Below are 20,722 nucleotides of genomic sequence, written 5' to 3'. Positions count from 1 at the left end.
TCAAAGGCTTGACCCTTGTATGTGTTATTAAAAGCTGATCTCTTTAATGTCTGCTATCTTTAAAAATTCTTTATAAATTTGTCCGATTATAGCGATGCGATTAGCCTTTATATTTGGATCTTCGTCATTTATCATAACATTATCAAAGAAGCCATCAATACTATCTTTTAGCCCAAACAGCTCATTTAAGCGCCCTTCATAGTCGCCCTCTTTTTTATCCAGTGCGCCAAATTTATCATTTAGGGCTTTTTCGTATTCGTTCTTAATCAAATTCTCATTTACATTTAAAATTTCGCTATCTTTTATGATATTTGCAAGACGTTTAAAGGTAGAGAAATTTTCTTTAAATTCATCATCTTTTGAGATCTTAGCTAGAGCATTTATCGCCTTACCAAGCTCGTTTATATCGCGCTTGCCGCTATTTATGCAAGCTTTTACGATAGAAGAATTTACATCAAAAAATACATAAAGTCTATCAAGTATAAACTCTTCAAGTATGCTGGTGTCAAATTCTTTATATCCGTCCTTGAGTTCTTCTAAAACTTTAACGATATCAAACTCAAAACCCATGTTTTGAACTATCCTGATAACACCGTTTGCCGCACGTCTAAGTGCGTAGGGATCTTTTGTGCCGGTTGGAATTTTGCCTACGCTAAAAAGCCCTAACAGTGCATCAAGTTTACTTGAAAGTGCGACGACCGAGCTAAATACACCACTTGGACACTGTGCATCTTCACCATCTGGTAGGTATTGCTCTTTTATAGCGGTTACTATCGCTTCATCTTCGCCTTTTGCACGTGCGTAGTAATGACCCATTATACCCTGAAGTTCGGTAAATTCATAAACCATGCCGCTTGTTAAGTCTGCCTTGCTTAGCATCACAGCTCTTTCAAGCTTTGCATTAAAGTCTTTGCCGACTTCGTTTTCTAGCCTATCTTTATACATTTTGCCTAAAATTTGAGCTACTCTAACCTCTCTTAGCTCTTTATCGTAAATACTTCCAAGCTCTTTAAGATAAGTGATATTTTTTAGCTTTTCAGGACTAAATTCTGCTTTTAAGTCGCTTTGCCAAAAGAACATCGCATCGCTTAAACGAGCCCTTAAAACTTTCTCGTTGCCGCGAACTATAAGCGCACTATCGTTACTTATAGCATTACTTACGACAACAAAGTGGTTGCTTAGCTTTGAATTTTTAAACACCGGAAAATATCGTTGATTTTCTTTCATGGAAGTTATGATGACTTCGCTTGGGATTTGTAAAAATTCACTCTCAAATTCACCCAAAAGCGCGGTTGGATACTCGGTTATCGTCACTACTTCATCAAGTAGCTCTTCGTCTATTTCTATCTGTACTCCGTTTTTCTTTGAAATTTCATCAAATGCAGCCAGCACAATCGCCCTGCGCTCATTTGCGTCAAGGATGATACCGCGTGATTTTGATCCGCTAAAATACTCATCGATGTTTGCGATAGAAATTTTATCATAACTGATACTTCTGTGAGGATAAGTAGAGCCTTCGCTTTTTACGCCAAATTTTTCAAATTCTACAAACTCATCACCAAAGATACATAAAAACGAACGCACAGGACGGATAAATTCAAATTCGCCATTGCCCCAACGCATAGACTTGCCAAAGCTAAGAGATAGTAAAAACTTCTCTATCATATCGCCAAGCAAGTTTTTACTAGCTTCGCCTTTTAGCTCTTTTTCGTAAAATAAAACCTCTTTGCCATCTATCTCTTTAAATTTTAGCTCACTTTCGCTAATACCGCATTTGCCGGCAAACGACAACGCCGCTTTTGTAAAAGCACCGTCTTTTAGCGCAACATGCTTTGGCGCGCCGATAAATTCCACCGTGCTATCAGGCTGTGAGATGCTAAAATTTTTGTGTAGAAAAACTAGCCTTCTTGGCGTATAGTAAAATTCAAACTCGCCATCCAAGCGATACTCTTGTAGCACTTTATGCCATTTTGTTTTGATATTTGGCAACTCTTTTAGAAACGGTATCGCAGGAAGCTCTTCAACACCGATTTCGATCAGCAACTCTTTTGTCATTTTTTGTCCTCTTTCCTTTTTTGTTTTTCGCTTATATTAAGTGCAACGCCACGTAGCATAAATACCAAAAATGCCACAAATAAGGCGGTCATGAAAATATCAAGAATTCTATCCATTACATATTTATCCGATTTAAAAATTTGCTCATTATACCGCAAAGCAAATTTTTATCAGTTGAAATTTCAAAAACAAGCGGCAAATGATCAGAATACACACTTAAATTCTTCTCACTTTTTGCGTATTCGCCATCCATCATAAAATTTGGCTTAAACACCTTAAAACTATCACAAACATAGACAAATTGACCTTTTTTGTCCATAAATTCTGGACTTAAAAGCACATGGTCTATCGCACGTTTATTTGAACCCGATCTTGCATACGAGTAGCGCTGTTTATACTCTCTTACCTCGCTCCAAAGATTTGTGTAGTTTTTAGTAGTCGTGATGTTGTATAAAAGCGATCTATCCGACGTAGAGTAGACGGTGTTAAAATCCCCAAGTGCGATAGCATTTTTATGCTGCGCTAAAGCCACTCTAAGAGTTCTTTCTGCTCTTTTTTGTGCCTCTAAGCCGTTACGTTTAAAGGCTGGAAAATGCACGACGAAAAGGCTAAATTCTCCATCTTGAAGTTTAAATTTAACCCTTAAAATATCACGCGTTTTTATACCGTGGACTTTATAAGCCTCACTTGAGCTTGGCTTTATCTTTGATATCACGCCAAGCCCTACAGGAGCATTTTTGCTCGTGCTAAAATTTATATACTTATAGTTTGTGCCGGCTATGAGTTCTTTTAAAACCTCTTCGTTTTCTACTTCTTGAAGAGCGATAATATCAGCATCTAAAGCAGTTATAACCTCTTTTATACGAAGAAGTTTTTGCCTAGCCTTTTCTTTGCTCCACTTGCCTTTACCTATACGAAAGTCAGAGTATTCGTTACCGTTATTTATTCCGTCAAATAAATTTTCAACGTTATAAGTTGCAATTTTTATATTTTGACAAAACGCAAAAACGACGCAAAAAACAAGTAAAACAACCGCTCTCAAATCGGCACCCTAAAGTCAAATTCAGCTATATTTTGTCTTATAGCCTCATAAGCCACGATCGCCACGCTCATTGCTTGATTTAGGCTTCTGCCTTGCTTTCCCATTGGGATTGTTATTTTGTTATCTTCGTTTATTTTCATTAGTTCACCAGGCAGCCCCGTGCTTTCTCCGCCGAAAAATATAAAATCCCCACTTTTAAATTTGGCGTCAAAATAAAGCTTATTTGTCTTAGTCGTAGCAAAGAAAAATCTATCTTTAAATTTTAAATTTTGCTCTAAAAACTCATCTAAGCTTTCCCATATAACAGGATCTAATACCTTCCAATAATCAAGCCCTGCACGCCTTACCGCCTTTTCATCAAGACTAAAAACGGTTGGTTTTACGATGTGAAGCTTTAAATTTGCATTTACACACATTCGCCCTATAGCTCCGGTATTTTGCGGAATTTGCGGGGAAACTAAAACTATGTTAAACATTAAAAAACTATCACTTTGTTTTCATTTATAAAAAGTCTATCATCAAACGCAAGGTCAAGTGCTTTTGATAAAACGCTTTTTTCGCATGTGCGTCCCGCGCGTTGCATATCTTGCCAGCTCATTTCATGATTTACATGTATCACATCTTGAGTGATGATAGGACCTTCATCTAGGTTGTCGTTTACAAAATGCGCCGTTGCTCCGATGATCTTAACACCTCTCTCATATGCTTGCTTGTAAGGATTTGCTCCGATAAAAGCAGGTAAAAACGAGTGATGTATGTTTATGATTTTTTGCGGGTAAGCATTGACAAATTTTGGCGTTAGGATACGCATGTATTTAGCCAAGATCGCGTAGTCAAATTTATACTGTGACATGACTTCAAGCACCGCATCTTCGTGGTCTTCTCTACTCATGCCTTCAGCCGATACAACATGAAAAGGTATGTTAAACCTCTCAACCAAACTTCTTAAAATTTCATGATTAGCGACAACGGCAACAATGTTTGCATTTAGCTCTCCGCTATCAAATTTAATAAGCAAATCACCCAAGCAATGTGTCTCTTTTGTCGCTAAAACAATGATATCTTTTTTTGCTTTTGCAAGGCAGCTTATCTCTGCATCGCTTGGTAAAACAGCTTCAAGCACACCGCAAAACTCACCTATGTTTAGTTCTCCGCTAAGCTCGGCACGCATGAAGAAGCGATTATTTTCCTTATCAACAAATTCATTGTTTGTTTCGATATTTAGACGATGTTTAAATATAACATCAGAAACTCTATATATCAGCCCTTTTTCGTCACTACATTTTATTTTCAAAATGTATTTTTGCATACTAACTCCTAAAATTTAGTCTTGGATTTTATCAAATTTTGACTTGTTTAAGCCTTTTTCGGCAAGAATTTTTTCTATCTCTTCATTTTTTTTAAGCTCTATTTGTTCGCCTACGGCTTTGCCTGTAAAGCCTTGTTGTATTATGCTGGCTGCGTCGATCTTTATCTCTAATTGTTCGTCGTAATAACCTAGCTTTTTAGCCCTATCGACACGCTTTTGGCTATAGCAGCCGAGCCACTGCTTAAGTGGTAAATTTTGCGCGATTTGCAAAAGCTCAAAATCACTCGGCTGATCCTTATAAAACGGCTCTTTTAATATCTTTTCATAAATTTTAGGCAACTTTAATTCTTTTAAAATTTGCGTCAAATTTAAAGAAAATTCATTAGATAAAAGATACAAAAATAGCCTTGAACTATCTATAAATTTACGTGCGTTTTGCAGCTTTTTGCAAAAATCATCAAGCTCGTCTCGTGAAATTTTAAGGTTAAACAACTTATCAAAAAGTCCAAGCTCGTAAAGGTAAAATGTGCCGACTTCAAGATGTTTTGCTTTAAAAAATTTAAGTAGTTCACAAGCTATCCTATCTTTACTAAGCCAGGACAGATCAAGAGTTTTCATAAGCTCTAATGTTTTTTGAGAGATTTTAAAATTGAGCCTTGATGCAAACTGAACAGCGCGCAAAACTCTAAGCGGATCTTCGCAAAATTTCTCATCATCAATGTGCCTTATAGATGAATTTCTAAGGTCGCTAAGCCCGCTCCAGTTATCAATCAGCTCGCCGTTAAAGATATTTAACATAAGCGCATTGATACTAAAATCACGCCTTTGAGAGGCTGCTTTTTCATCATTGCAGTAGCTTACCTCAAAGTCGGTATGTCTTAAGCCGGTTTTATTTTCCGTACGTGGAAGTCCTAGGTCAAATTCTTTAAATTTGTAGATAAAATAGCTCTTGCCTACACCGCTTGCACCGACATCTTGCATGATATTATCAAATTTATCAGGCGATATATCATAAACTTCAATATCATAATCATAAATTTCACGCCCCAAAATGGAGTCTCTAACACAACCGCCTACAAGATAGGCTCGTGAAGTATGAGGCGCTAAAATTTCTCGCACCTCATCTAAGGCTTTATTTTGATAAATTTTCAAGCCTGTTTTCAACATTTGCAAGAACAAATTCAAGAAATTTAAGCGTGAGTTCTAGTCTTTGGGGTAGATCTTTTTGTGACATCTCGTTTAACCCTTCAAAAAGAACTTCTATACGCTCTTTTAGATTACGTAAAAATATCTCTTCGCTACCTATTATCTCTTTGGCACTCTCTTTTGGCTCATCTACTTTTTGCAAAGCGATATCTTCTTGTGCTTCATCCTCTTTAGAACTTGATAAATTTTGCTCTTCCTCAACCTTGGTCATATTTTCTATCTTCTCAAGCTCCGCGCTAACCTCGTCTATCGCCATTCTTGCTATATCATCAAGCTTCATATTCTTATTAACCACCTTTTAAATTCCGTTATCTCTTCAGGTGTATTCATGTCTATAAAAAAATCCTTCATAAGTTCATTTTGTATCTTGCGACCTTTGCGAAGTCCGCTTAAACGCCTTATCGCAGCAAGTGCCTCTTTGTTGTTCGCATCATTTTTAAGGATGTTTTTATAAATCTCAAGGGCGTCGTCTTTTAGCCCTTGAGCCTCATATATCAGTGCTTCGGTAACGGTGTTTTTCATTGCTCTATTATTTTAACGATCACATCGCCGATTTCACTTGTGGTGCAAATTTCTTTTGCTCCATAAGCGGCGATATCTTTTGTGCGATAACCTTGAGATAGTGCTGTTTTTACGGCATTTTCTATGCAAGTAGCTGCTTTTTCTTCATTTAATGCGTATCTTAACATCATTGCAGCACTTAGTATAGTTGCGATCGGGTTTGCTATACCTTGACCTGCTATATCTGGTGCAGAGCCGTGTATAGGCTCGTAAATTCCTACTTTGCCGCCCATACTTGCGCTTGGTAGCAAGCCGATAGAGCCTACAACCATACTTGCCTCGTCACTTAATATATCTCCAAATAAATTCTCCGTCAAAATAACGTCAAACTGGCGAGGATTACGCACTAGCTGCATGGCGGCGTTGTCAACATACATAAACTCAAGGCTTACATCAGGGTATCTTTTAGCAACTTCACTTACGACTTCACGCCAAAGCTGACTTGTCTCAAGAACGTTTGCCTTATCTACCATGCAAACGCGTTTTTTACGCTTTAGTGCAGCCTCAAAACCTATCTTTGCTATACGTTCTATCTCGGCTCTTGTATATGTCATAGTGTTAAATGCACTGTCTTCTGTCTTCTCTCTAGGCTGACCAAAGTAAATTCCTCCGGTTAGCTCGCGAACAACCAATATATCAACATCGCGAAGGACTTCAGGCTTTATAGTGCTGGCCTCTACAAGCTCATCATAAATAACAGCGGGACGTAAATTTGCAAAAGCTTCAAGACCTTTTCTAAGCTTTAAAAGTCCGCTTTCAGGACGTTTGTCGCGAGGCAAATTGTCCCATTTTGCACCACCTATAGCACCAAAAAGCACTGCATCTGAGCTAAGAGCACTATCGAGTGTTTCATTTGGTAACGGCTCAGCAAAAACATCATAAGCCGCGCCTCCCATTAACTTATAATCATATTCCATCTCTAAGCCAAATTTCAAGCTTGTCGCCTCAAGTACTTTAATCGCCTCATCAACTATCTCAGGACCGATACCATCGCCTTTTATAACGCAAATTTTATATCTTTTCATTTTTGTATTTACCTTAATTTTAAATTTTGCTTTTTGCGTATTCTATAAGTCCACCGGCACTTAAAAGCTCTTGCATAAAAGGTGGGATAGCGTTAAATTTATACTCTTTTTTGCTAGTTAAATTTAGCACCACACCGTTATCAACATCTATCTTTAGCTCATCACCCTCATTGATCTCATCGGTTTCATTTATCTCAAGGATTAAAAGTCCGGTATTAAAGCTGTTTCTATAAAAAATTCTCGCATAGCTTTTTGCTATAACGGCACTTATGCCGGCAGCTTTGAGGGCGATAGGCGCATGTTCACGCGAGCTTCCACAGCCAAAATTTTCACCCGCTACGATAATATCGCCTTTTGAAATTTTCTTTACAAAGTCGGGGTCAGCGTCTTCCATGATATGTTTTGCTAGTTCGTTTTCGTCAGATGTATTTAGATATCTTGCAGCGATGATAATATCAGTGTCGATATTATTTCCAAATTTCCATACTTTATTTGCCATAATACGCCTTTAAATAGTAAGTTTTTGCGATTTTAACCAAAAAAAGCTAAATAACAAATCAAACAATAAAAAGGCGTCTTTGAAATTTATCTTTTTAAAGAGCATTTGCCAAGTATTTGGCATGCGGGGCAGTATCCTGTAATACCTACTATTATAGGAACAAGGCCTATTAATGCCCAGTAGCTTTTAAATAAAAGCCAAACACCAACCATCAAAAATAACCCAAATATCACTCTAAAAATTCTGCTCTTTTTGCTTACCATATTTATCTCCTTTTAAAAATTTTACGAGATATTAGCGCAAATAAAAGTTTAAATTTGTGATAAAGTTACACTGCATGACGTAGAGTAATAACTCCTCTTTTTTGCTCTATTTGCCCCTCTTTTTCCATCTCTTTTAAGACTCTTGAGACAGCTTCCCTGGCGCTTCCGATGTGGTTTGCCAGCTGTTCATGAGTGATCTTAACGCTTGAGTCTGTGCTGTTTTGCTCTAAAAAATTTTTTATACGTTCAACAAGCGGTAGAAACAATGCCTGCTCCATAACGGTAATAACACTTGCAAATCTTGTTGAGATTAAATTTAAAGTAAAACTCATGATCTCGGGATAAATGTCCCTTAAAATTTTATAACTATCAATAGGTATCAAAACTACTTCGGTGTCTTCATACACCTGTAAATTTATCTCTATCTCGAAATTTTTCTTGACACAAGAGGAGCATAACACACAACTTTCATTATCTTTTAGGCTAAAAACAGTGATTTCTTTAAAGTTACTAGAGGCGATGTAGGCTCTTATATTGCCGCTCTTTACTACGATAAAACCCTTGCAACCGTCTTTTGTATAGATGATCTCATCTTTTTTAAAAGTCTTGATTAGACTTTTTTCCATAACAAGTTGCTTATGGGCGTCCGAAATTTCAAACTTAGACAAAAAACTTTCGTCTAAAAATTTACGATCAGCTTCATTTAGCATTTTATTCCTTGAATTATGTAATTCCAGTATTGTATTGAAAAATTCTAAACATCTTCTTAGTATTTATTTATTTTCATGTAATAAAATTCTTTAACAAAGTGATTTTATCACTGAAATTTTGCCATTATAAGAGTAATATTTTAAAAAATTTTAAAGAGTTATTATGAAAAATGAAGAAACATCATCTAAACTTGCCAACTTTCCCATTATGCTTTTTGCCGTTATTATGGGACTTGGCGGGCTTACATTATCATACGAGAAATTAAATTTAACGCTTGGTTTATCAGATATCATATTTGAAATTTTACGTAGCGCAACTAGCCTAATCTTTATCGCTATCGCTGCACTTTATGGAATAAAAATAATTAAATTTAAAGATGATGTAAAAAAAGAGATATCTCATCCAGTTAAGATAAATTTCTTCGCCGCATTTGCCATATCGCTGTTTTTGCTTTCTGCGATGTGGAGTGAATTTGCCTCTTTGCACAGCGTGCTTTTTTACATCGCACTTGTTTTACAGACTTTTTTTACCTTTTATGTCATCGCCTTTTGGATCAATAACAACCTACTCATAAACCACTCAAATCCCGCCTGGTTTATCCCGATAGTTGGCAACCTTGTAGTAGTCATCGCAAGCGATAGTAAGAGCGAGTTTTTGTGGTATTACTTCTCTATCGGGCTCTTTTTTTGGCTCGTTTTGTTTACGATCGTCTTTTACCGCATCATCTTTCACGATCAGCTCACACAAAAATTCATGCCGACCCTTTTTATCGTCATCGCTCCGCCTGCGATCGCATTTTTAGGCTACACGAGACTTGTGGGGAGCTTTGATGTCTTTGCTCACGTGCTTTTAAATTTGACGATATTTTTTACGGGGCTGATACTATTTATGTATAAAAATTTCATGAAGCTTAAATTTTTCCTATCGTGGTGGGCGTTTACCTTCCCGACAGCGGCGGCTAGCATGACTTTTGTGAAGGCTTATGAGTTAAGCCGTGAGATGATTTATCTATACTTTGGCGTGATAATGTTTGTGGTTTTGCTATTTTTTATCGGAGTTGTCGGATACTTTACTATAAAAGCTATCAAAAACGATGAAATTTGCGTAGCGGAGCACTAAATTTACACCACTAAACCGCGATGACTTAGTGGCGTTCATCTCATTTTAAAGCTTGCTTTTAAACGTTTCAAGAGTGCTATCAGCTGAGTTTGCCAAAAATAGGGTATCAACCCCAACGCCTAAAAAGCTAACGCCCATATCGGCGTACTCTTTTACCTGCTCAGGCGTAACAGCGATAGTGCCCACCGACACGCCAAACTCTCTTATGCGTTTTATAGCATACTTCATCGCCTCTACCACCTCAGGATGAAAGATATTTAGCCCATGACCCATATCCACAGCTAAGTCGATAGGCCCTAGAAACACACCGCCGATGCCTGGTGTTGTAGCTATCGCTTCAAGGTTTTCTATACCTTTTTTGCTCTCTATCTGAGGCAGGATGCATATCTCTTTTTCTATACGTTCTAAATAGTCAGGATACCTACCATATCTTGCCGCTCTTACCGCGCCTGCACCCATACCACGGTTGCCCCTAGGCGGATACGAAGCCCAGTACATTATCTGCTCGGCTTCCTCGCCACTCTCAACTTTCGGGATGATGATATTTTGGATACCTGAGTCAAGGAGCTGTTTAAATATGCCCGTTCCAGCTTGCGGTATCCTAACCACAGGTGTCATATCGTAAGGCGCGATAGCACGAGCTATATCAACGATAGAGCGGATGTCGTGTGCGCCGTGTTCGCCATCGACAAATAGCCAGTCGTATTTAGTCGTGGCTAAAACTTCAGCCACCTCCGCACTAGGTATCTCTTGCGCTACGCCAAACTGTAAATTTCCAGCGTTGATATTCTCTTTAAAGCTGTTTTTTAGATAGTCTTTAACCATTGCCATTTTTTATCCTTTGCGATTTAAAGCTGAGCTACTAGCCAATTTTGTTTGCCGATCATTTCGATAAGCTCAAGTTGATTTTCTAGCCAATACATATCGCTCTCTTCATCTTTATAATACTCTTTTAGCAAATCATACGTAGTGTAGTCAGCCTTTGCGTTTTCGACAAAAGTAGCAACTTCGCCTAGTCCATTTTTAGATACTTCAAAGTCAGCCTTTATAAACTCCACCGCGTCTTTATAGACCTTATCCCCTTCTTTTGACTCTAGTTTTAGCTCACCGCCCAAGTCAAGGATCCTATCCATAAATTTAACCACAAACTCACGCTCTTCGACCACGTGTTCTTTGTATTTTTCGGCTAGTTTTGAAAAGCCTTGACTAGCAAAAATCCTAGACTGCATAGCGTGCAAATCCGCCGCTTGTGAAAGGTTTGTTACAAGAAACTGTAATGATTTGATAATTTCATTTTTGTTTGACATATTTTTTCCTTTAAATTTTAAATATAACTTATGCCATAATGGCTTCTATTTGGCACTCTAAGCTCATCTGAATTTTTATCACTCTTGCCAAGCACGATAGAGCAAAGCGGAGAGTAGCCATCAGGTATGCCAGCCTTTTTGGCAAGCTCTGGCTCATCAAATAGCGTAACCACGACTGTATTTACAAGGCAAGAGCTAAGCCCAAGCTCGGTAGCGCGAAGTTGCATATTTTGCATCACTGAGCCCATCGCCCAGTAAACGTTTCTATGCATATTCTCAGGCTTTAAAAACTCCCAGCCTTGTGGCATCTTTTCGACTAATTTTCCCGAAAGTAAAATATAAACCGGCGCATCGTAAAGGGTATTTTTAACGCCCATCATATCAAGCGCGCCGCCAAATTTCTTTACCGCCGCCGCGTCAAGCTCGTGCAAAAGCTCCTTATCATTGATGACGCTTATGTGAGCATCTTTTGTCGTAAATAGTGTCGGCGACAAACACCCCGCATCTATAACCGCCTCTATCTCCTCTTTTGTAGGCACATATCTGTTAAACTCACGCACACTTTTTCGTTTTTGCATCGCTTCTAAAAGTTGCATATTTGCTCCTTATTTAAGTAAATTTTCTATGCTATTTTTTATCTTATCAAACGAAGCCGTAGGCTCAAAACGTGCTACAACCTCGCCATTTTTATCCACTAAAAATTTAGTGAAATTCCACTTCACGCCATCACCTTTTAAAATTTCAGGGAAGTTTTTCTCTAACGTTTCACTTACTTTCGCACTTAGCGGATGCTCCTTGTCAAAGCCCTTAAATCCTTGCTTTGAGGTTAGAAATTTAAATATCTCTGCCGCGTTTTCACCTCTTACGTCGCCCTTTTTTAACAGCTCAAATGTCACACCAAAATTTAGCTGACAGTTTTTAGCTATGTTTTCATCATCATCAGGCTCTTGGTTTGCGAAGTTATCACTTGGAAAGCCAAGTACACAAAGCCCTTTGTCTTTAAACTCCGCATTTAGCTTTTCTAGCTGGGTGTATTGATCGGTAAAGCCACACTTGCTAGCTGTATTTGCGATTAACAGCACCTTGCCCTTATACTCGCTCATAGACTTGCTCTCGCCACGATTTGTAGTAACGTTTATGTCGTAAATTTTCATTTATTCTCCTTTATTTTTGAGAATTATACAGCTCTTATGTGTCCTTAATGTGTCCTTTTAAATTTCACACTTTAAATTTTACACATGCTTGCACGCCACACTCTGTGTTTTTATACTCTATCTCACCCCTTAAATGCTCTAAAATTCGCTTTACGATAGATAGCCCAAGTCCGCTTCCTTTCTTTTTATGTGACTCCTCACATTGATAAAACTTATCATATATCCGCTCTAGCTTACTTGGCTCTATCCCCTCGCCATCATCTTTTATACGCACGACTATTTCGCCGTTTTGCTCAAAGCACTCTATGCAAATTTTACTTTTTGAGTATTTTAGGGCGTTATCTAGCAGATTTATCCACACTTGCATAAGCATAGAGGCGTTAGTTTTTAGGCTTACGGGGTTTAAAAGAAGCTCTAGCTCATGCTCACTTTTGTGCTTTTGTATGAGTGTGGATAGCGCCTTTCGTATCTGTTCATCAACGCGGATGACGTCATTTTGTGGCACGATAGTGTTGTTATCAAGTTTTGAAAGCAGTAGCATATTTTCGCAAAGCTCACTTAGGGCGTTTGCCTCGGCGTGGATGAGGTTTAGGTATCTTTTCCTGTCCGCTTCATCTGGCTCATCAAGTAAAATTTCGCAAAATCCACTTATAACGCTTAGCGGTGTTTTTAGCTCGTGAGATACGTTTGAGATGAAGTCTTTTTGCAAGAAATTCATCTTTTCAAGCTCGCTAACCGTTTTATTTGTGCTATCGGCTAACTCATCAAGCTCGTGCAGGTAGATAAAATTTCCTCTAAATTTATCTCTGTTTCGCTCCACTCTCACGCTAAAGTCGCCATCTCCTATCCTTTTAGAAGCCTTGTTAAACCTCTCAATATATCTTAAAAAATAAGCCGTGCCAAAGTAAAATGTCGCCGTGCTTAAAACCGTAGTAAGCACGCAAACTATCGCAACGCTAAAAAACAGACTTAGCCGTATATCAAAAAGCCAAAGTATGAGCGCGACCAAGGATGATGAAAATATGGTGATAAATAAAAATGTGAGCGAAGACATTATGGCGATATAGGATTTTAGGCTGATTAGATACTTTTTCATGAAATTTTACCCTTGTAGCCAAGTCCGCGGATAGTAACTATCTCAAAGTCGCTTGTGTGTTCAAATTTTTGTCTTAGCTTTTTTATGTGAGTATCGACGACTCGCTCATCGCTATCACTTTCAAAGCCCCAAATTTCTTGCATTATCTCAAATCGTGTGAAAATTTTATCCTCGTTTGAGAGTAGCAAAAAGAGCAGGTAAAACTCCTTTGGCGTAAGCTCCGTCTTTTCGCCGTTTACACTCGCGCTCAGCGCGTTGTAGTCTAGCTCCGTGCCTTTAAATGAGAGCCTCTTTTCATTTACTATCTTAGCGCGTCTTAGCAAGGCATTTACCCTTAAAACTAGCTCTTTTAAATTTATAGGCTTACTCATATAATCATCGGCTCCGCTTAGAAAGCCCCTTTCCATATCCACTATCTCGCTTTTGGCGGTTATCATGAGTATAAGAAGGCTCTCTTTTATGAGCTTTGCCTCTTTTGCTAGACCGTATCCATCACGCAAAGGCATCATAACGTCAGTGATAAGCAGGTCAATATGCTCACTTTCTAAAATTTCCACCGCCTCCACGCCGTTAAACGCGCTCTTTACGCTAAAGCCCTCGTTTTTTAGCTTTACTTGTATCATCTCGTTTAGTAGTTCATCATCCTCGGCAACTAAAATTTTAAACATATAAGCTCCTTAAATTTATGAAATTATAGCTTATATATGTGTCCTTAATGTGTATAAAATTATATGTATTAAAAATTTTATAAAGCTCTAAAACTTCATAATTTACTTTAAAAAATTATTTGCGTAAATTGCATACATTTTTATTTTTATCGCTTGAGTATCTTTAAATTTACCACCGTTAATTTATAAAATATCACCACAAAGCTAAGCAAAGTGAAAAACGCGATAAAAACACACATCGGGATAGCCGAGTGCCCCTTAAAATAGGCATACAGTAGCGATGAGATGACGCCGCTTCCGTATTGAAGCGAGCCCATGAGCGCCGAGCCCACGCTTGCTACTTTACTACCTTTTAACACCACGCAAAGGGTGGTAGAACGATTATGTAAAATTATTGCCCAATCCTGCAAATTTGCATTTTTTAAATTTAAAAATGTAAAATTCATAACAAACCTACAAGGAGTGGAAATGTCTATATTAAAAAGCTTTTTTATGGCTATTTTACTAGCAAGTGTGGCAGTATATGCAGATACAAAACCAATCGATATGCACTCCTTTTTCTACTACGAGGATGTTGCAATGAACCGCTTTGGTGGCGAGAGCTACAAGGTAGAGAGAGCAGACGGCAAGGCGCTCATCACCATCGACGAAGACCACCCTTTAAGCGGCACGATAGAGGCGGACGCTGGGATATTTAACGAGGGAGTATAAGCCAGACATGCCGGTCTTTGACGGTGGTTCGTGGGCGCTAGGCGCAAGCTACGATGACAGGAACAAAAACATACGAAGTCGTGGCATAAACGAAGCCCCTAAAAACGCCAGAGAGGCATTTGGTGCGATAGAAGCACTGTTTCAACCATACCGCGACAAGCTGTGGAAAGGCACATATGCAGGAGGTAATCAAAGTCAAAAAGATGGCTACTCACTAAGTATCGGCAAGATAGAGAGCGATGGTGCGACACAGATAAATTTAAGCCTTGTTGAACATTATGAAGTCGTATGTAAAGGTATAGTAAGGAGCAACAGAGTAGATATATATTTTACAAAAGTAACAAAAGGCGAGTTTATAAATTTAGATGGTATTGATAATACAAAACCACTATTTATGCTATTTCGCGGACTTGACCTAAAGGATAACAAAGGGTTAAAAATCTTTGGCAAGAACGAGAACTACGTATATTTTAAAAAGGTAGAGTAAAGAGTAAATGCTTCGCGCTTGATGGTATATTTAATCGCTTTGGCGACTAAAATTTAAACATATAAGCTCTTTAAATTTGGGCTCTGGCTTATAAGTGTGTCTAAATTTAGCTTAAAATCATCCAAATCCCAATAAAACACATCAAACTAGCAGTAAAAATTTCTAACATTCGAAGATGATTAAAAAGTATCCTTTTTAGTGCCGCACCACCCAAAGAGTAGATACTAAGACAGGTAAATTCTACAAGGGCGAGCAAAAAGACAAGCAGACACATGCCAGTCCCAAACGGATCTTGCTTATCTAAAAAAGGTGGCAAAATAGCCGCGAAAAATATCCAAGCCTTTGGATTTGAAAACGATATTATAAGTCCTTGTGTAAATAAAGTTCTTTTATTCATATCTCCCTTATAACTTTTTACAGATAGTTTGCCACGACTAAAAAATAGCATAATGCCAAGATATATGATGTAAATCGCACCGCAAATTCTTATCATCTCAAACACAAATTCATATCTTATTAGTAGCGTAGCGGCCCCTAAAATACACAAAAAACTAACCAAAACAACACCTACAAGTTGCCCTAATATCATAGGTATAGCTCGCATATAGCCTATACTCATACCAACACTTAAAGCAAGAGTCATATTAATGCCAGGCATAAAACTAATAGGAAAAAACGTAACAACAAAGAGAAGATAGTTCATGATGAGCCTTAAGTGGCTGAATTAAGTCGAATTTTACGAAGTAAGCACGGTATACACTGCAAAAAAACAAAACACTGTAAAAGCACGCAAAAGGCTAACTTGTAACCTTTTGCGCTCTATCTACTATATTAATGAGTTAAGAATAGTTCTTGAATTTTAGCTTTATCTGTTGTTTGTGTAAGAGCTAGCATTAAAAGAACTCTAGCTTTTTGAGCGTTTAGATTATCACTTGCCAAAAAACCGTATTTAGCATCATCAACTTCGCCGTTTAGAGTAGTCTCACCTGTTCCTACACGAGAATCCCTAACTACTACAACGCCTTTTTTAACACCTTCTCCAAGTGCCTCAAGAACAGTTGGAAATGGATTGCCGTTACCCATACCTGAGCTGATTATGCCTTTTGCACCGTTTTTGATAGCGATATTTGCAAAGTCAGGATTGTCATTTGCATGGCTATAGATGATGTCAACACGTGGAAGTTCTTTGATCTTAGTGATATCAAATGCTGAATTTACAGTGTGTTTGCGGATAGGGTTCATATAGAATTTTACATTTCCGTAAAATACAGTACCGATTTTACCGCTGTTTGGCGACTTAAATGTATCAACTGCAGTTGTGTTTGTTTTTGTTACTTCGCGAGCAGCATGAATTTCGTCATTCATTGTAACCAAAACACCTTTACCTACAGCTTCTTTGCTTATAGCTACATTTACAGCGTTAAATAAGTTCAAAGGACCGTCTGCACTTAGTGAACCGCTATTTCTCATAGCACCTACAAATACGATAGGTTTGTCACTTTTTACTGTTAAGTCAAGAAAATATGAGGTCTCTTCCATAGTGTCAGTACCGTGAGTGATAACGACACCGTCAGCTTTGCCGCTAGTTAGTAATTCATTTACGCGAGTTGCAAGTTTTAGCCAAACCTCGTTGTTCATCTCTTGAGAGCCGATTTGTGAAATTTGCTCACCTTTGATGGTTGCGATCTTGTTGATCTCAGGAACTGCGGCGATTAGTTTATCAACCGTAACTGTGCCCGAAGTATAACTAGAATCAAGAGCGCTTGCACCTGAACCAGCTATGGTACCACCAGTAGCTAAAATGTAAATCGTAGGCTTTGCAAAAGCCGCAACAGCTGAAAGAAGCATAATTGCCACCACCTTCTTGAATGAAAAACTCATGATACATTCTCCTTTAAAATAAAATGGTTTTTATAAAACTTAGGAGAAATTATACATGGTAAAATTTAGAAAGTCAATTAATATTTTAATTTTATTAAATTTTAAAAACTCTAATAAAAAACATATAAAACAAAGTTGAAACAATAATACTAACTAGGGTGTTTTTAAATTTAAGATGAGCCAAAATGGCAATCAAAACAGCCATCGCTTCACTTGCCCCGTATGGATAGGCATTTAGCCTAGTATCCTTTAACGCATAACATACCAAAATCACCATTATCATTAGTCCCATATGTTTTTGTATCGCGTTCAACCATGGGCTTGGTTTATAGTTTTTTATCATATAAAATGGTGTTACACGGGTTATAAATGTTGCAATAGAACTTAAAATAACAGCCAAAAAAAGTATCCATTCGTTAGATATTGTGCTTATATTCATGCAAATCTCCGTGTTAAATTTAAAGTGTTACGATAATGTAGCAAAATCTTATCTTAATAATCACAAACGATCCTTAAATATTAAAATAAATACAAAACATGCAAACATTGAGCCAACAAGTAAAAATTTAACCGGCAAAAGCGCGAGTCCTAAAATTCCAAAAACACAAGCCGCACCAAGGACTTTAAAATTTCTATCTGTTTTAAACATCTCAATAACTATGACTATAAAAAGTGCGGTTAGGCTAAATTCAAGTCCGCTCATATCAAATTTTATAAGCATACCAGCAAAACTTCCCGTTGCCGTTCCTAAAGCCCAGTAGCTCCAAGAAAGAAAATTTAGCGCAGTAAAAACGCGACCTCTATCGTCTAAATTTTCGATATGTAATGTTTTAAAGATAGCAAATGTTTCATCCGTTAAAGTAGCGATATTAAAAATTTTAAATTTTAGTCCGTTGTATTCTTTTAAAAGCGAAAGTCCATAAAAAGTATGGCGTAAATTTACAAGATAAGACACAACAAAAACTTCTAAAAAAGTAGTTTCTGCCGCAAAAAGCGAAAGCATCATAAATTGCGCAGCCCCTCCGTAAGAAAGCATACTAAGCATAAGAGCTATAAAAGGACTTATGTCTACACTATGAGCAACTATGCCAAATGCTATACCCAATGGAAAATAACCCATAAAAACAGGGATGGAGAGTTTAAAGATGAATTTATTATCTAAATTTTGTTCCACTAAAATGCCTTAAAAACGCGAATAATACAAAAACATAACTTAAATCTCAGCATAAGGAAAAATTTAAAGTAGTTTTCTTAATGTAATAAAAAATACTCATTTAAAATTTAAGTGTATAATCAAAATGACTTTAAAAAGGAGAAGCAATGAAAGCTAAATTTATCTCGCTTGCCATTTGCGGTGCGTTATTTGCAGGATGTGGCGCAAAAACTGCCGATACAATGGGTGGCAACGTATATAATCAAGGTGAATTAAACAGACAACAAAGTGTAAAAGTAGTAACAATACTTGAAGTCTTGCCTGCAAGAGTTGCAGTTGAAGACGGCGGAACAAAAACACAAAGCACAACCGTTGGAGCGGTGCTTGGTGCCGCAGTTGGTGCGGTTACTGGTTATGCATTAGGTGGCGGTTCGTCGGATAAAGGTGCAGTGATCGGAGGAATAGTGGGTGGCACACTTGGCGGAGTCGGCGGAAGTAAAGTCGGCGATGAAGCTACTATCGTTGATGCAGTAAGTTTGGTGTATAAAATCGGCGATGAGGTATTTACCTCTACACAAGCAGGAAAAGTATGTGAGTTTATAGCCGGAGAAGCCTACATGATATCATCTCAAGGCTCTGATACTCGTATCCAACCAAATACAAAATGCCCGGAAAAGTAAAATTCTAGCCCACAAACGGGCTAGAAAGTCATAAATTTATTTTGAAAATTTATGGGCTTCTTCGTTTGAAAAGTATAATATATCAGCCACCCAAATCAACACAATAAAACCGATAATTAAAAGCATATAGCTCATTTTACTTACCTTTTAAGTCCGTTTACGATCTCAAGCATCGCATCACTTGTCGTGATCCCTTTTGAATTTGCCTCATACGCGCGTTGCCCCGTGATAAGATCAGTCATCTCTTCAACAAGCTGCACGTTACTCATCTCAACAAATCCTTGTCTAATAGCTCCAAGTCCATCTAAGCCAGCAACACCTACGACAACATCTCCGCTTGCTGCCGTTTCAAGATAGTTATTATCCCCCATAGAGTGAAGACCTGCTGGATTTATAAAATTTGCAAGCTCTATTTGTCCGATTTGCGCCATATCGGTTTCGCCGGCTTGAAGCACGGAAACAGTTCCGTCAGTACCGATAGAAATTTGCGTAGCGTTTGCAGGAACGGTTATCTGAGGTATCAAAGCGTATCCGTCAGAATTTACGATCGTACCTTCACTATCAAGCTTAAAGGCGCCGTTTCTAGTGTAAGCCGTTGTGCCGTCAGGTAGCTGAATTTGAAAAAATCCATCCCCTGCGATGACAACGTCAAGGTTATTGCTCGTCTCTTTAAAATACCCTTGCGAGAAAATTTTATTTATCGCAGTCGGTCGAACGCCAAGTCCTACTTCGATACCGGTTGGGCTTGTAGTAGTCTGACTTGTGGCAGTTCCTGCATACTCCATTACTTGATACATAAGATCTGCGAATTCTGCGCGATTTTTCTTAAAGCCGTAAGTATTGACGTTTGCAATATTATGTGTGGTAACGTCTATTTGCGTCTGCTGGGCTATCATGCCTGTTGCTGACGTATAAAGTGATCTCATCATGTTTTTATCCTTTATCCTCTACTTGCTGCAAGTTTATCAATAGCGTCTTGGTTAAGATCAGTCATATGACTTGTCATTACTTTTTGATACATTTCAACCAACCTTTGTGTCTCTATAAGTCCAACCATTTCGGTTACAGGATTTACATTTGACATCTGTGCATATCCTTGCAAGACAACATTTGCTTCATTTATATCTACTATATCATCTAAATTTTCCGGCTTGTAAAAATTATCCCCTATCTTTTCAAGAGCTCTTATCTCTCGTGGTTGAGCCATGTAAAATTTAGCTATTTGCTCGTTATTGGCATAAGCGTTTCCTCTTGTGTCCACTCTAAAGTCCTCTCCTTGAGGCACCTGAATGCCTCTTTGAGCCAAAGGCATAGTTTCATATCCACTAGGCAATACACGGTAACCTTCTTGCGTAACAACAAAGCCGTCTTCATCAAGACTAAAAGAGCCGTTTTTACTTAATCTAACACCACTTGGAGTATCGATTAGAAAAAATACATCGTCTCGCTTAATTGCAAAATCGAGCGTATTTGTGCTATTTTTTATCCCTCCCATGCTAAAATCAATATACTGCTCGCTTACCTGCGGAACTCTATCTAGCGTTCTGTTTAAAAATTTAGCAGCATCTTTGGTGTGGTTTTTAAGTGGAAGCTCATCGTGAACCTCTTTAAAAATTCTCTCAAAATCCCCCACAACCACGCCGTCTTTTTTAAATCCCATAGTGTTTACGTTTGCAAGATTATTTGTTATGACATTTAGTCGGTTAAACTGCGTAACCATACCTGCCGTTGCCTGATAGTAGCCATTTTGCATAGATTTTCCTAGTTCAAATTTATATCAAAACGAATTAAAGCA

28 protein-coding genes are annotated in these 20,722 nt (G+C 38.0%); 4 read left to right on the top strand and 24 right to left on the bottom strand.

The genetic code is table 11. From position 1 onward, the window contains the following. Positions 1–27 precede the first annotated feature (27 nt). The 11 genes from glyS to CCAL_RS03665 all read right to left on the bottom strand — a co-directional run bounded on the left by glyS (position 28) and on the right by CCAL_RS03665 (position 8,670). On the bottom strand, positions 28–2,055 hold the full coding sequence (gene glyS / locus CCAL_RS03715; RefSeq protein ID WP_170016608.1) for a glycine--tRNA ligase subunit beta: 2,028 nt from the start codon (positions 2,053–2,055) through the stop codon (positions 28–30). A gap of 115 nt (positions 2,056–2,170) precedes the next feature. Beyond that, positions 2,171–3,097 (bottom strand): endonuclease/exonuclease/phosphatase family protein, encoded by a 927-nt coding sequence (locus tag CCAL_RS03710; protein ID WP_170016610.1) that lies wholly within the window; start codon positions 3,095–3,097, stop codon positions 2,171–2,173. Next, the gene (locus CCAL_RS03705) at positions 3,094–3,573 is read right to left on the bottom strand and encodes a tRNA (cytidine(34)-2'-O)-methyltransferase (RefSeq protein ID WP_169938620.1); all 480 of its coding nucleotides are present in this window, start codon (positions 3,571–3,573) and stop codon (positions 3,094–3,096) included. The genes CCAL_RS03710 and CCAL_RS03705 overlap by 4 nt, the downstream gene beginning before the upstream one ends. Then, positions 3,573–4,406 (bottom strand): formyltetrahydrofolate deformylase, encoded by an 834-nt coding sequence (gene purU / locus CCAL_RS03700; RefSeq protein WP_169938618.1) that lies wholly within the window; start codon positions 4,404–4,406, stop codon positions 3,573–3,575. The genes CCAL_RS03705 and purU overlap by 1 nt, the downstream gene beginning before the upstream one ends. A gap of 15 nt (positions 4,407–4,421) precedes the next feature. After that, complete coding sequence (locus CCAL_RS03695; RefSeq protein WP_169938676.1) at positions 4,422–5,573, bottom strand: CCA tRNA nucleotidyltransferase; 1,152 nt, start codon at positions 5,571–5,573, stop codon at positions 4,422–4,424. Beyond that, a complete protein-coding gene (locus tag CCAL_RS03690) occupies positions 5,539–5,907 on the bottom strand; it encodes a CiaD-like domain-containing protein (protein WP_335890497.1) in 369 nt (122 codons plus the stop codon). The genes CCAL_RS03695 and CCAL_RS03690 overlap by 35 nt, the downstream gene beginning before the upstream one ends. Next, complete coding sequence (locus tag CCAL_RS03685; protein ID WP_169938614.1) at positions 5,889–6,134, bottom strand: hypothetical protein; 246 nt, start codon at positions 6,132–6,134, stop codon at positions 5,889–5,891. Before CCAL_RS03685 ends, CCAL_RS03690 begins: the two co-directional genes overlap by 19 nt. Continuing rightward, positions 6,131–7,198: a 3-isopropylmalate dehydrogenase gene (gene leuB, locus CCAL_RS03680; protein WP_170016613.1), complete on the bottom strand. Its 1,068-nt coding sequence runs from the start codon at positions 7,196–7,198 to the stop codon at positions 6,131–6,133. The genes CCAL_RS03685 and leuB overlap by 4 nt, the downstream gene beginning before the upstream one ends. A 19-nt stretch (positions 7,199–7,217) precedes the next feature. Next, the gene (locus tag CCAL_RS03675) at positions 7,218–7,697 is read right to left on the bottom strand and encodes a 3-isopropylmalate dehydratase small subunit (RefSeq protein WP_169938609.1); all 480 of its coding nucleotides are present in this window, start codon (positions 7,695–7,697) and stop codon (positions 7,218–7,220) included. An 86-nt stretch (positions 7,698–7,783) separates the two neighbouring features. Then, a complete protein-coding gene (locus tag CCAL_RS03670) occupies positions 7,784–7,960 on the bottom strand; it encodes a YgaP family membrane protein (RefSeq protein WP_169938607.1) in 177 nt (58 codons plus the stop codon). A 65-nt stretch (positions 7,961–8,025) separates the two neighbouring features. After that, positions 8,026–8,670: a Crp/Fnr family transcriptional regulator gene (locus tag CCAL_RS03665; RefSeq protein WP_170016615.1), complete on the bottom strand. Its 645-nt coding sequence runs from the start codon at positions 8,668–8,670 to the stop codon at positions 8,026–8,028. Between the two features lie 163 nt (positions 8,671–8,833). On the opposite strand from CCAL_RS03665, the gene CCAL_RS03660 reads away from it, so the two are divergent. Beyond that, positions 8,834–9,790 (top strand): SLAC1 anion channel family protein, encoded by a 957-nt coding sequence (locus CCAL_RS03660; RefSeq protein ID WP_172285057.1) that lies wholly within the window; start codon positions 8,834–8,836, stop codon positions 9,788–9,790. Positions 9,791–9,835: 45 nt separating this feature from the next. On the opposite strand, the gene CCAL_RS03655 is transcribed toward CCAL_RS03660, so the two are convergent. The 7 genes from CCAL_RS03655 to CCAL_RS03625 form a co-directional block, all read right to left on the bottom strand. Beyond that, positions 9,836–10,621 (bottom strand): HpcH/HpaI aldolase family protein, encoded by a 786-nt coding sequence (locus CCAL_RS03655; RefSeq protein ID WP_172285056.1) that lies wholly within the window; start codon positions 10,619–10,621, stop codon positions 9,836–9,838. 17 nt (positions 10,622–10,638) lie between these two features. After that, entirely contained in the window at positions 10,639–11,097 is a 459-nt protein-coding gene (locus tag CCAL_RS03650) for a ferritin-like domain-containing protein (RefSeq protein ID WP_170016619.1), read from the bottom strand. 17 nt (positions 11,098–11,114) lie between these two features. Next, positions 11,115–11,693 carry a nitroreductase family protein gene (locus CCAL_RS03645; RefSeq protein ID WP_170016621.1) on the bottom strand — a complete coding sequence of 193 codons (579 nt, stop codon included), beginning with the start codon at positions 11,691–11,693 and terminating at the stop codon, positions 11,115–11,117. A gap of 9 nt (positions 11,694–11,702) precedes the next feature. Beyond that, the gene (locus tag CCAL_RS03640; protein WP_170016623.1) at positions 11,703–12,251 is read right to left on the bottom strand and encodes a glutathione peroxidase; all 549 of its coding nucleotides are present in this window, start codon (positions 12,249–12,251) and stop codon (positions 11,703–11,705) included. Between the two features lie 64 nt (positions 12,252–12,315). Then, complete coding sequence (locus CCAL_RS03635; protein WP_170016625.1) at positions 12,316–13,347, bottom strand: sensor histidine kinase; 1,032 nt, start codon at positions 13,345–13,347, stop codon at positions 12,316–12,318. After that, positions 13,344–14,015 (bottom strand): response regulator transcription factor, encoded by a 672-nt coding sequence (locus CCAL_RS03630; RefSeq protein WP_170016627.1) that lies wholly within the window; start codon positions 14,013–14,015, stop codon positions 13,344–13,346. Before CCAL_RS03630 ends, CCAL_RS03635 begins: the two co-directional genes overlap by 4 nt. Before the next feature lie 146 nt (positions 14,016–14,161). Next, a complete protein-coding gene (locus CCAL_RS03625) occupies positions 14,162–14,461 on the bottom strand; it encodes a hypothetical protein (protein WP_170016629.1) in 300 nt (99 codons plus the stop codon). A 22-nt stretch (positions 14,462–14,483) separates the two neighbouring features. On the opposite strand from CCAL_RS03625, the gene CCAL_RS03620 reads away from it, so the two are divergent. Then, positions 14,484–14,726 (top strand): hypothetical protein, encoded by a 243-nt coding sequence (locus tag CCAL_RS03620; protein WP_170016631.1) that lies wholly within the window; start codon positions 14,484–14,486, stop codon positions 14,724–14,726. 7 nt (positions 14,727–14,733) lie between these two features. Next, positions 14,734–15,213, top strand: coding sequence for a DUF5991 domain-containing protein (locus CCAL_RS03615; protein ID WP_170016633.1), 480 nt, complete (start codon positions 14,734–14,736; stop codon positions 15,211–15,213). 106 nt (positions 15,214–15,319) lie between these two features. On the opposite strand, the gene CCAL_RS03610 is transcribed toward CCAL_RS03615, so the two are convergent. The 4 genes from CCAL_RS03610 to CCAL_RS03595 all read right to left on the bottom strand — a co-directional run bounded on the left by CCAL_RS03610 (position 15,320) and on the right by CCAL_RS03595 (position 18,214). Then, positions 15,320–15,916 (bottom strand): LysE family translocator, encoded by a 597-nt coding sequence (locus tag CCAL_RS03610; RefSeq protein WP_170016635.1) that lies wholly within the window; start codon positions 15,914–15,916, stop codon positions 15,320–15,322. A 128-nt stretch (positions 15,917–16,044) separates the two neighbouring features. Then, complete coding sequence (locus CCAL_RS03605) at positions 16,045–17,094, bottom strand: type II asparaginase (protein ID WP_394346904.1); 1,050 nt, start codon at positions 17,092–17,094, stop codon at positions 16,045–16,047. Positions 17,095–17,188: 94 nt separating this feature from the next. Further along, positions 17,189–17,533 carry a branched-chain amino acid transporter permease gene (locus tag CCAL_RS03600; protein ID WP_170016637.1) on the bottom strand — a complete coding sequence of 115 codons (345 nt, stop codon included), beginning with the start codon at positions 17,531–17,533 and terminating at the stop codon, positions 17,189–17,191. 60 nt (positions 17,534–17,593) lie between these two features. After that, positions 17,594–18,214 carry an AzlC family ABC transporter permease gene (locus CCAL_RS03595; RefSeq protein ID WP_170016721.1) on the bottom strand — a complete coding sequence of 207 codons (621 nt, stop codon included), beginning with the start codon at positions 18,212–18,214 and terminating at the stop codon, positions 17,594–17,596. Between the two features lie 200 nt (positions 18,215–18,414). Between CCAL_RS03595 and CCAL_RS03590 the strand changes: the two genes are divergently transcribed. Beyond that, positions 18,415–18,927: a hypothetical protein gene (locus tag CCAL_RS03590; RefSeq protein WP_170016639.1), complete on the top strand. Its 513-nt coding sequence runs from the start codon at positions 18,415–18,417 to the stop codon at positions 18,925–18,927. A gap of 140 nt (positions 18,928–19,067) precedes the next feature. Here CCAL_RS03590 and flgG read toward each other — a convergent pair whose 3' ends face one another. After that, positions 19,068–19,856, bottom strand: a complete 789-nt coding sequence (flgG, locus tag CCAL_RS03585; protein WP_172285055.1) for a flagellar basal-body rod protein FlgG — start codon at positions 19,854–19,856, stop codon at positions 19,068–19,070. Between the two features lie 11 nt (positions 19,857–19,867). Continuing rightward, positions 19,868–20,680 (bottom strand): flagellar hook-basal body protein, encoded by an 813-nt coding sequence (locus CCAL_RS03580; RefSeq protein WP_170016641.1) that lies wholly within the window; start codon positions 20,678–20,680, stop codon positions 19,868–19,870. Positions 20,681–20,722 lie beyond the last annotated feature (42 nt).

Source organism: Campylobacter sp. RM6914 (assembly GCF_004803835.1).
In the GTDB taxonomy this organism is placed as follows: Bacteria; Campylobacterota; Campylobacteria; order Campylobacterales; family Campylobacteraceae; genus Campylobacter_A; species Campylobacter_A californiensis.
This window is presented reverse-complemented; position numbering and strand designations above follow the sequence as displayed.

Bases quoted from the DNA above. Each gene is read 5' to 3' on its own strand.
- glyS (WP_170016608.1), bottom strand. From the start codon at position 2,055: ATGACAAAAGAGTTGCTGATCGAAATCGGTGTTGAAGAGCTTCCTGCG.
- CCAL_RS03705 (WP_169938620.1), bottom strand. From the start codon at position 3,573: ATGTTTAACATAGTTTTAGTTTCCCCGCAAATTCCGCAAAATACCGGA.
- purU (WP_169938618.1), bottom strand. From the start codon at position 4,406: ATGCAAAAATACATTTTGAAAATAAAATGTAGTGACGAAAAAGGGCTG.
- CCAL_RS03695 (WP_169938676.1), bottom strand. From the start codon at position 5,573: ATGTTGAAAACAGGCTTGAAAATTTATCAAAATAAAGCCTTAGATGAG.
- CCAL_RS03685 (WP_169938614.1), bottom strand. From the start codon at position 6,134: ATGAAAAACACCGTTACCGAAGCACTGATATATGAGGCTCAAGGGCTA.
- leuB (WP_170016613.1), bottom strand. From the start codon at position 7,198: ATGAAAAGATATAAAATTTGCGTTATAAAAGGCGATGGTATCGGTCCT.
- CCAL_RS03675 (WP_169938609.1), bottom strand. From the start codon at position 7,697: ATGGCAAATAAAGTATGGAAATTTGGAAATAATATCGACACTGATATT.
- CCAL_RS03670 (WP_169938607.1), bottom strand. From the start codon at position 7,960: ATGGTAAGCAAAAAGAGCAGAATTTTTAGAGTGATATTTGGGTTATTT.
- CCAL_RS03665 (WP_170016615.1), bottom strand. From the start codon at position 8,670: ATGCTAAATGAAGCTGATCGTAAATTTTTAGACGAAAGTTTTTTGTCT.
- CCAL_RS03660 (WP_172285057.1), top strand. From the start codon at position 8,834: ATGAAAAATGAAGAAACATCATCTAAACTTGCCAACTTTCCCATTATG.
- CCAL_RS03655 (WP_172285056.1), bottom strand. From the start codon at position 10,621: ATGGCAATGGTTAAAGACTATCTAAAAAACAGCTTTAAAGAGAATATC.
- CCAL_RS03650 (WP_170016619.1), bottom strand. From the start codon at position 11,097: ATGTCAAACAAAAATGAAATTATCAAATCATTACAGTTTCTTGTAACA.
- CCAL_RS03645 (WP_170016621.1), bottom strand. From the start codon at position 11,693: ATGCAACTTTTAGAAGCGATGCAAAAACGAAAAAGTGTGCGTGAGTTT.
- CCAL_RS03640 (WP_170016623.1), bottom strand. From the start codon at position 12,251: ATGAAAATTTACGACATAAACGTTACTACAAATCGTGGCGAGAGCAAG.
- CCAL_RS03635 (WP_170016625.1), bottom strand. From the start codon at position 13,347: ATGAAAAAGTATCTAATCAGCCTAAAATCCTATATCGCCATAATGTCT.
- CCAL_RS03630 (WP_170016627.1), bottom strand. From the start codon at position 14,015: ATGTTTAAAATTTTAGTTGCCGAGGATGATGAACTACTAAACGAGATG.
- CCAL_RS03625 (WP_170016629.1), bottom strand. From the start codon at position 14,461: ATGAATTTTACATTTTTAAATTTAAAAAATGCAAATTTGCAGGATTGG.
- CCAL_RS03620 (WP_170016631.1), top strand. From the start codon at position 14,484: ATGTCTATATTAAAAAGCTTTTTTATGGCTATTTTACTAGCAAGTGTG.
- CCAL_RS03615 (WP_170016633.1), top strand. From the start codon at position 14,734: ATGCCGGTCTTTGACGGTGGTTCGTGGGCGCTAGGCGCAAGCTACGAT.
- CCAL_RS03610 (WP_170016635.1), bottom strand. From the start codon at position 15,916: ATGAACTATCTTCTCTTTGTTGTTACGTTTTTTCCTATTAGTTTTATG.
- CCAL_RS03605 (WP_394346904.1), bottom strand. From the start codon at position 17,094: ATGAGTTTTTCATTCAAGAAGGTGGTGGCAATTATGCTTCTTTCAGCT.
- CCAL_RS03600 (WP_170016637.1), bottom strand. From the start codon at position 17,533: ATGAATATAAGCACAATATCTAACGAATGGATACTTTTTTTGGCTGTT.
- CCAL_RS03595 (WP_170016721.1), bottom strand. From the start codon at position 18,214: ATGGGTTATTTTCCATTGGGTATAGCATTTGGCATAGTTGCTCATAGT.
- CCAL_RS03590 (WP_170016639.1), top strand. From the start codon at position 18,415: ATGAAAGCTAAATTTATCTCGCTTGCCATTTGCGGTGCGTTATTTGCA.
- flgG (WP_172285055.1), bottom strand. From the start codon at position 19,856: ATGATGAGATCACTTTATACGTCAGCAACAGGCATGATAGCCCAGCAG.
- CCAL_RS03580 (WP_170016641.1), bottom strand. From the start codon at position 20,680: ATGCAAAATGGCTACTATCAGGCAACGGCAGGTATGGTTACGCAGTTT.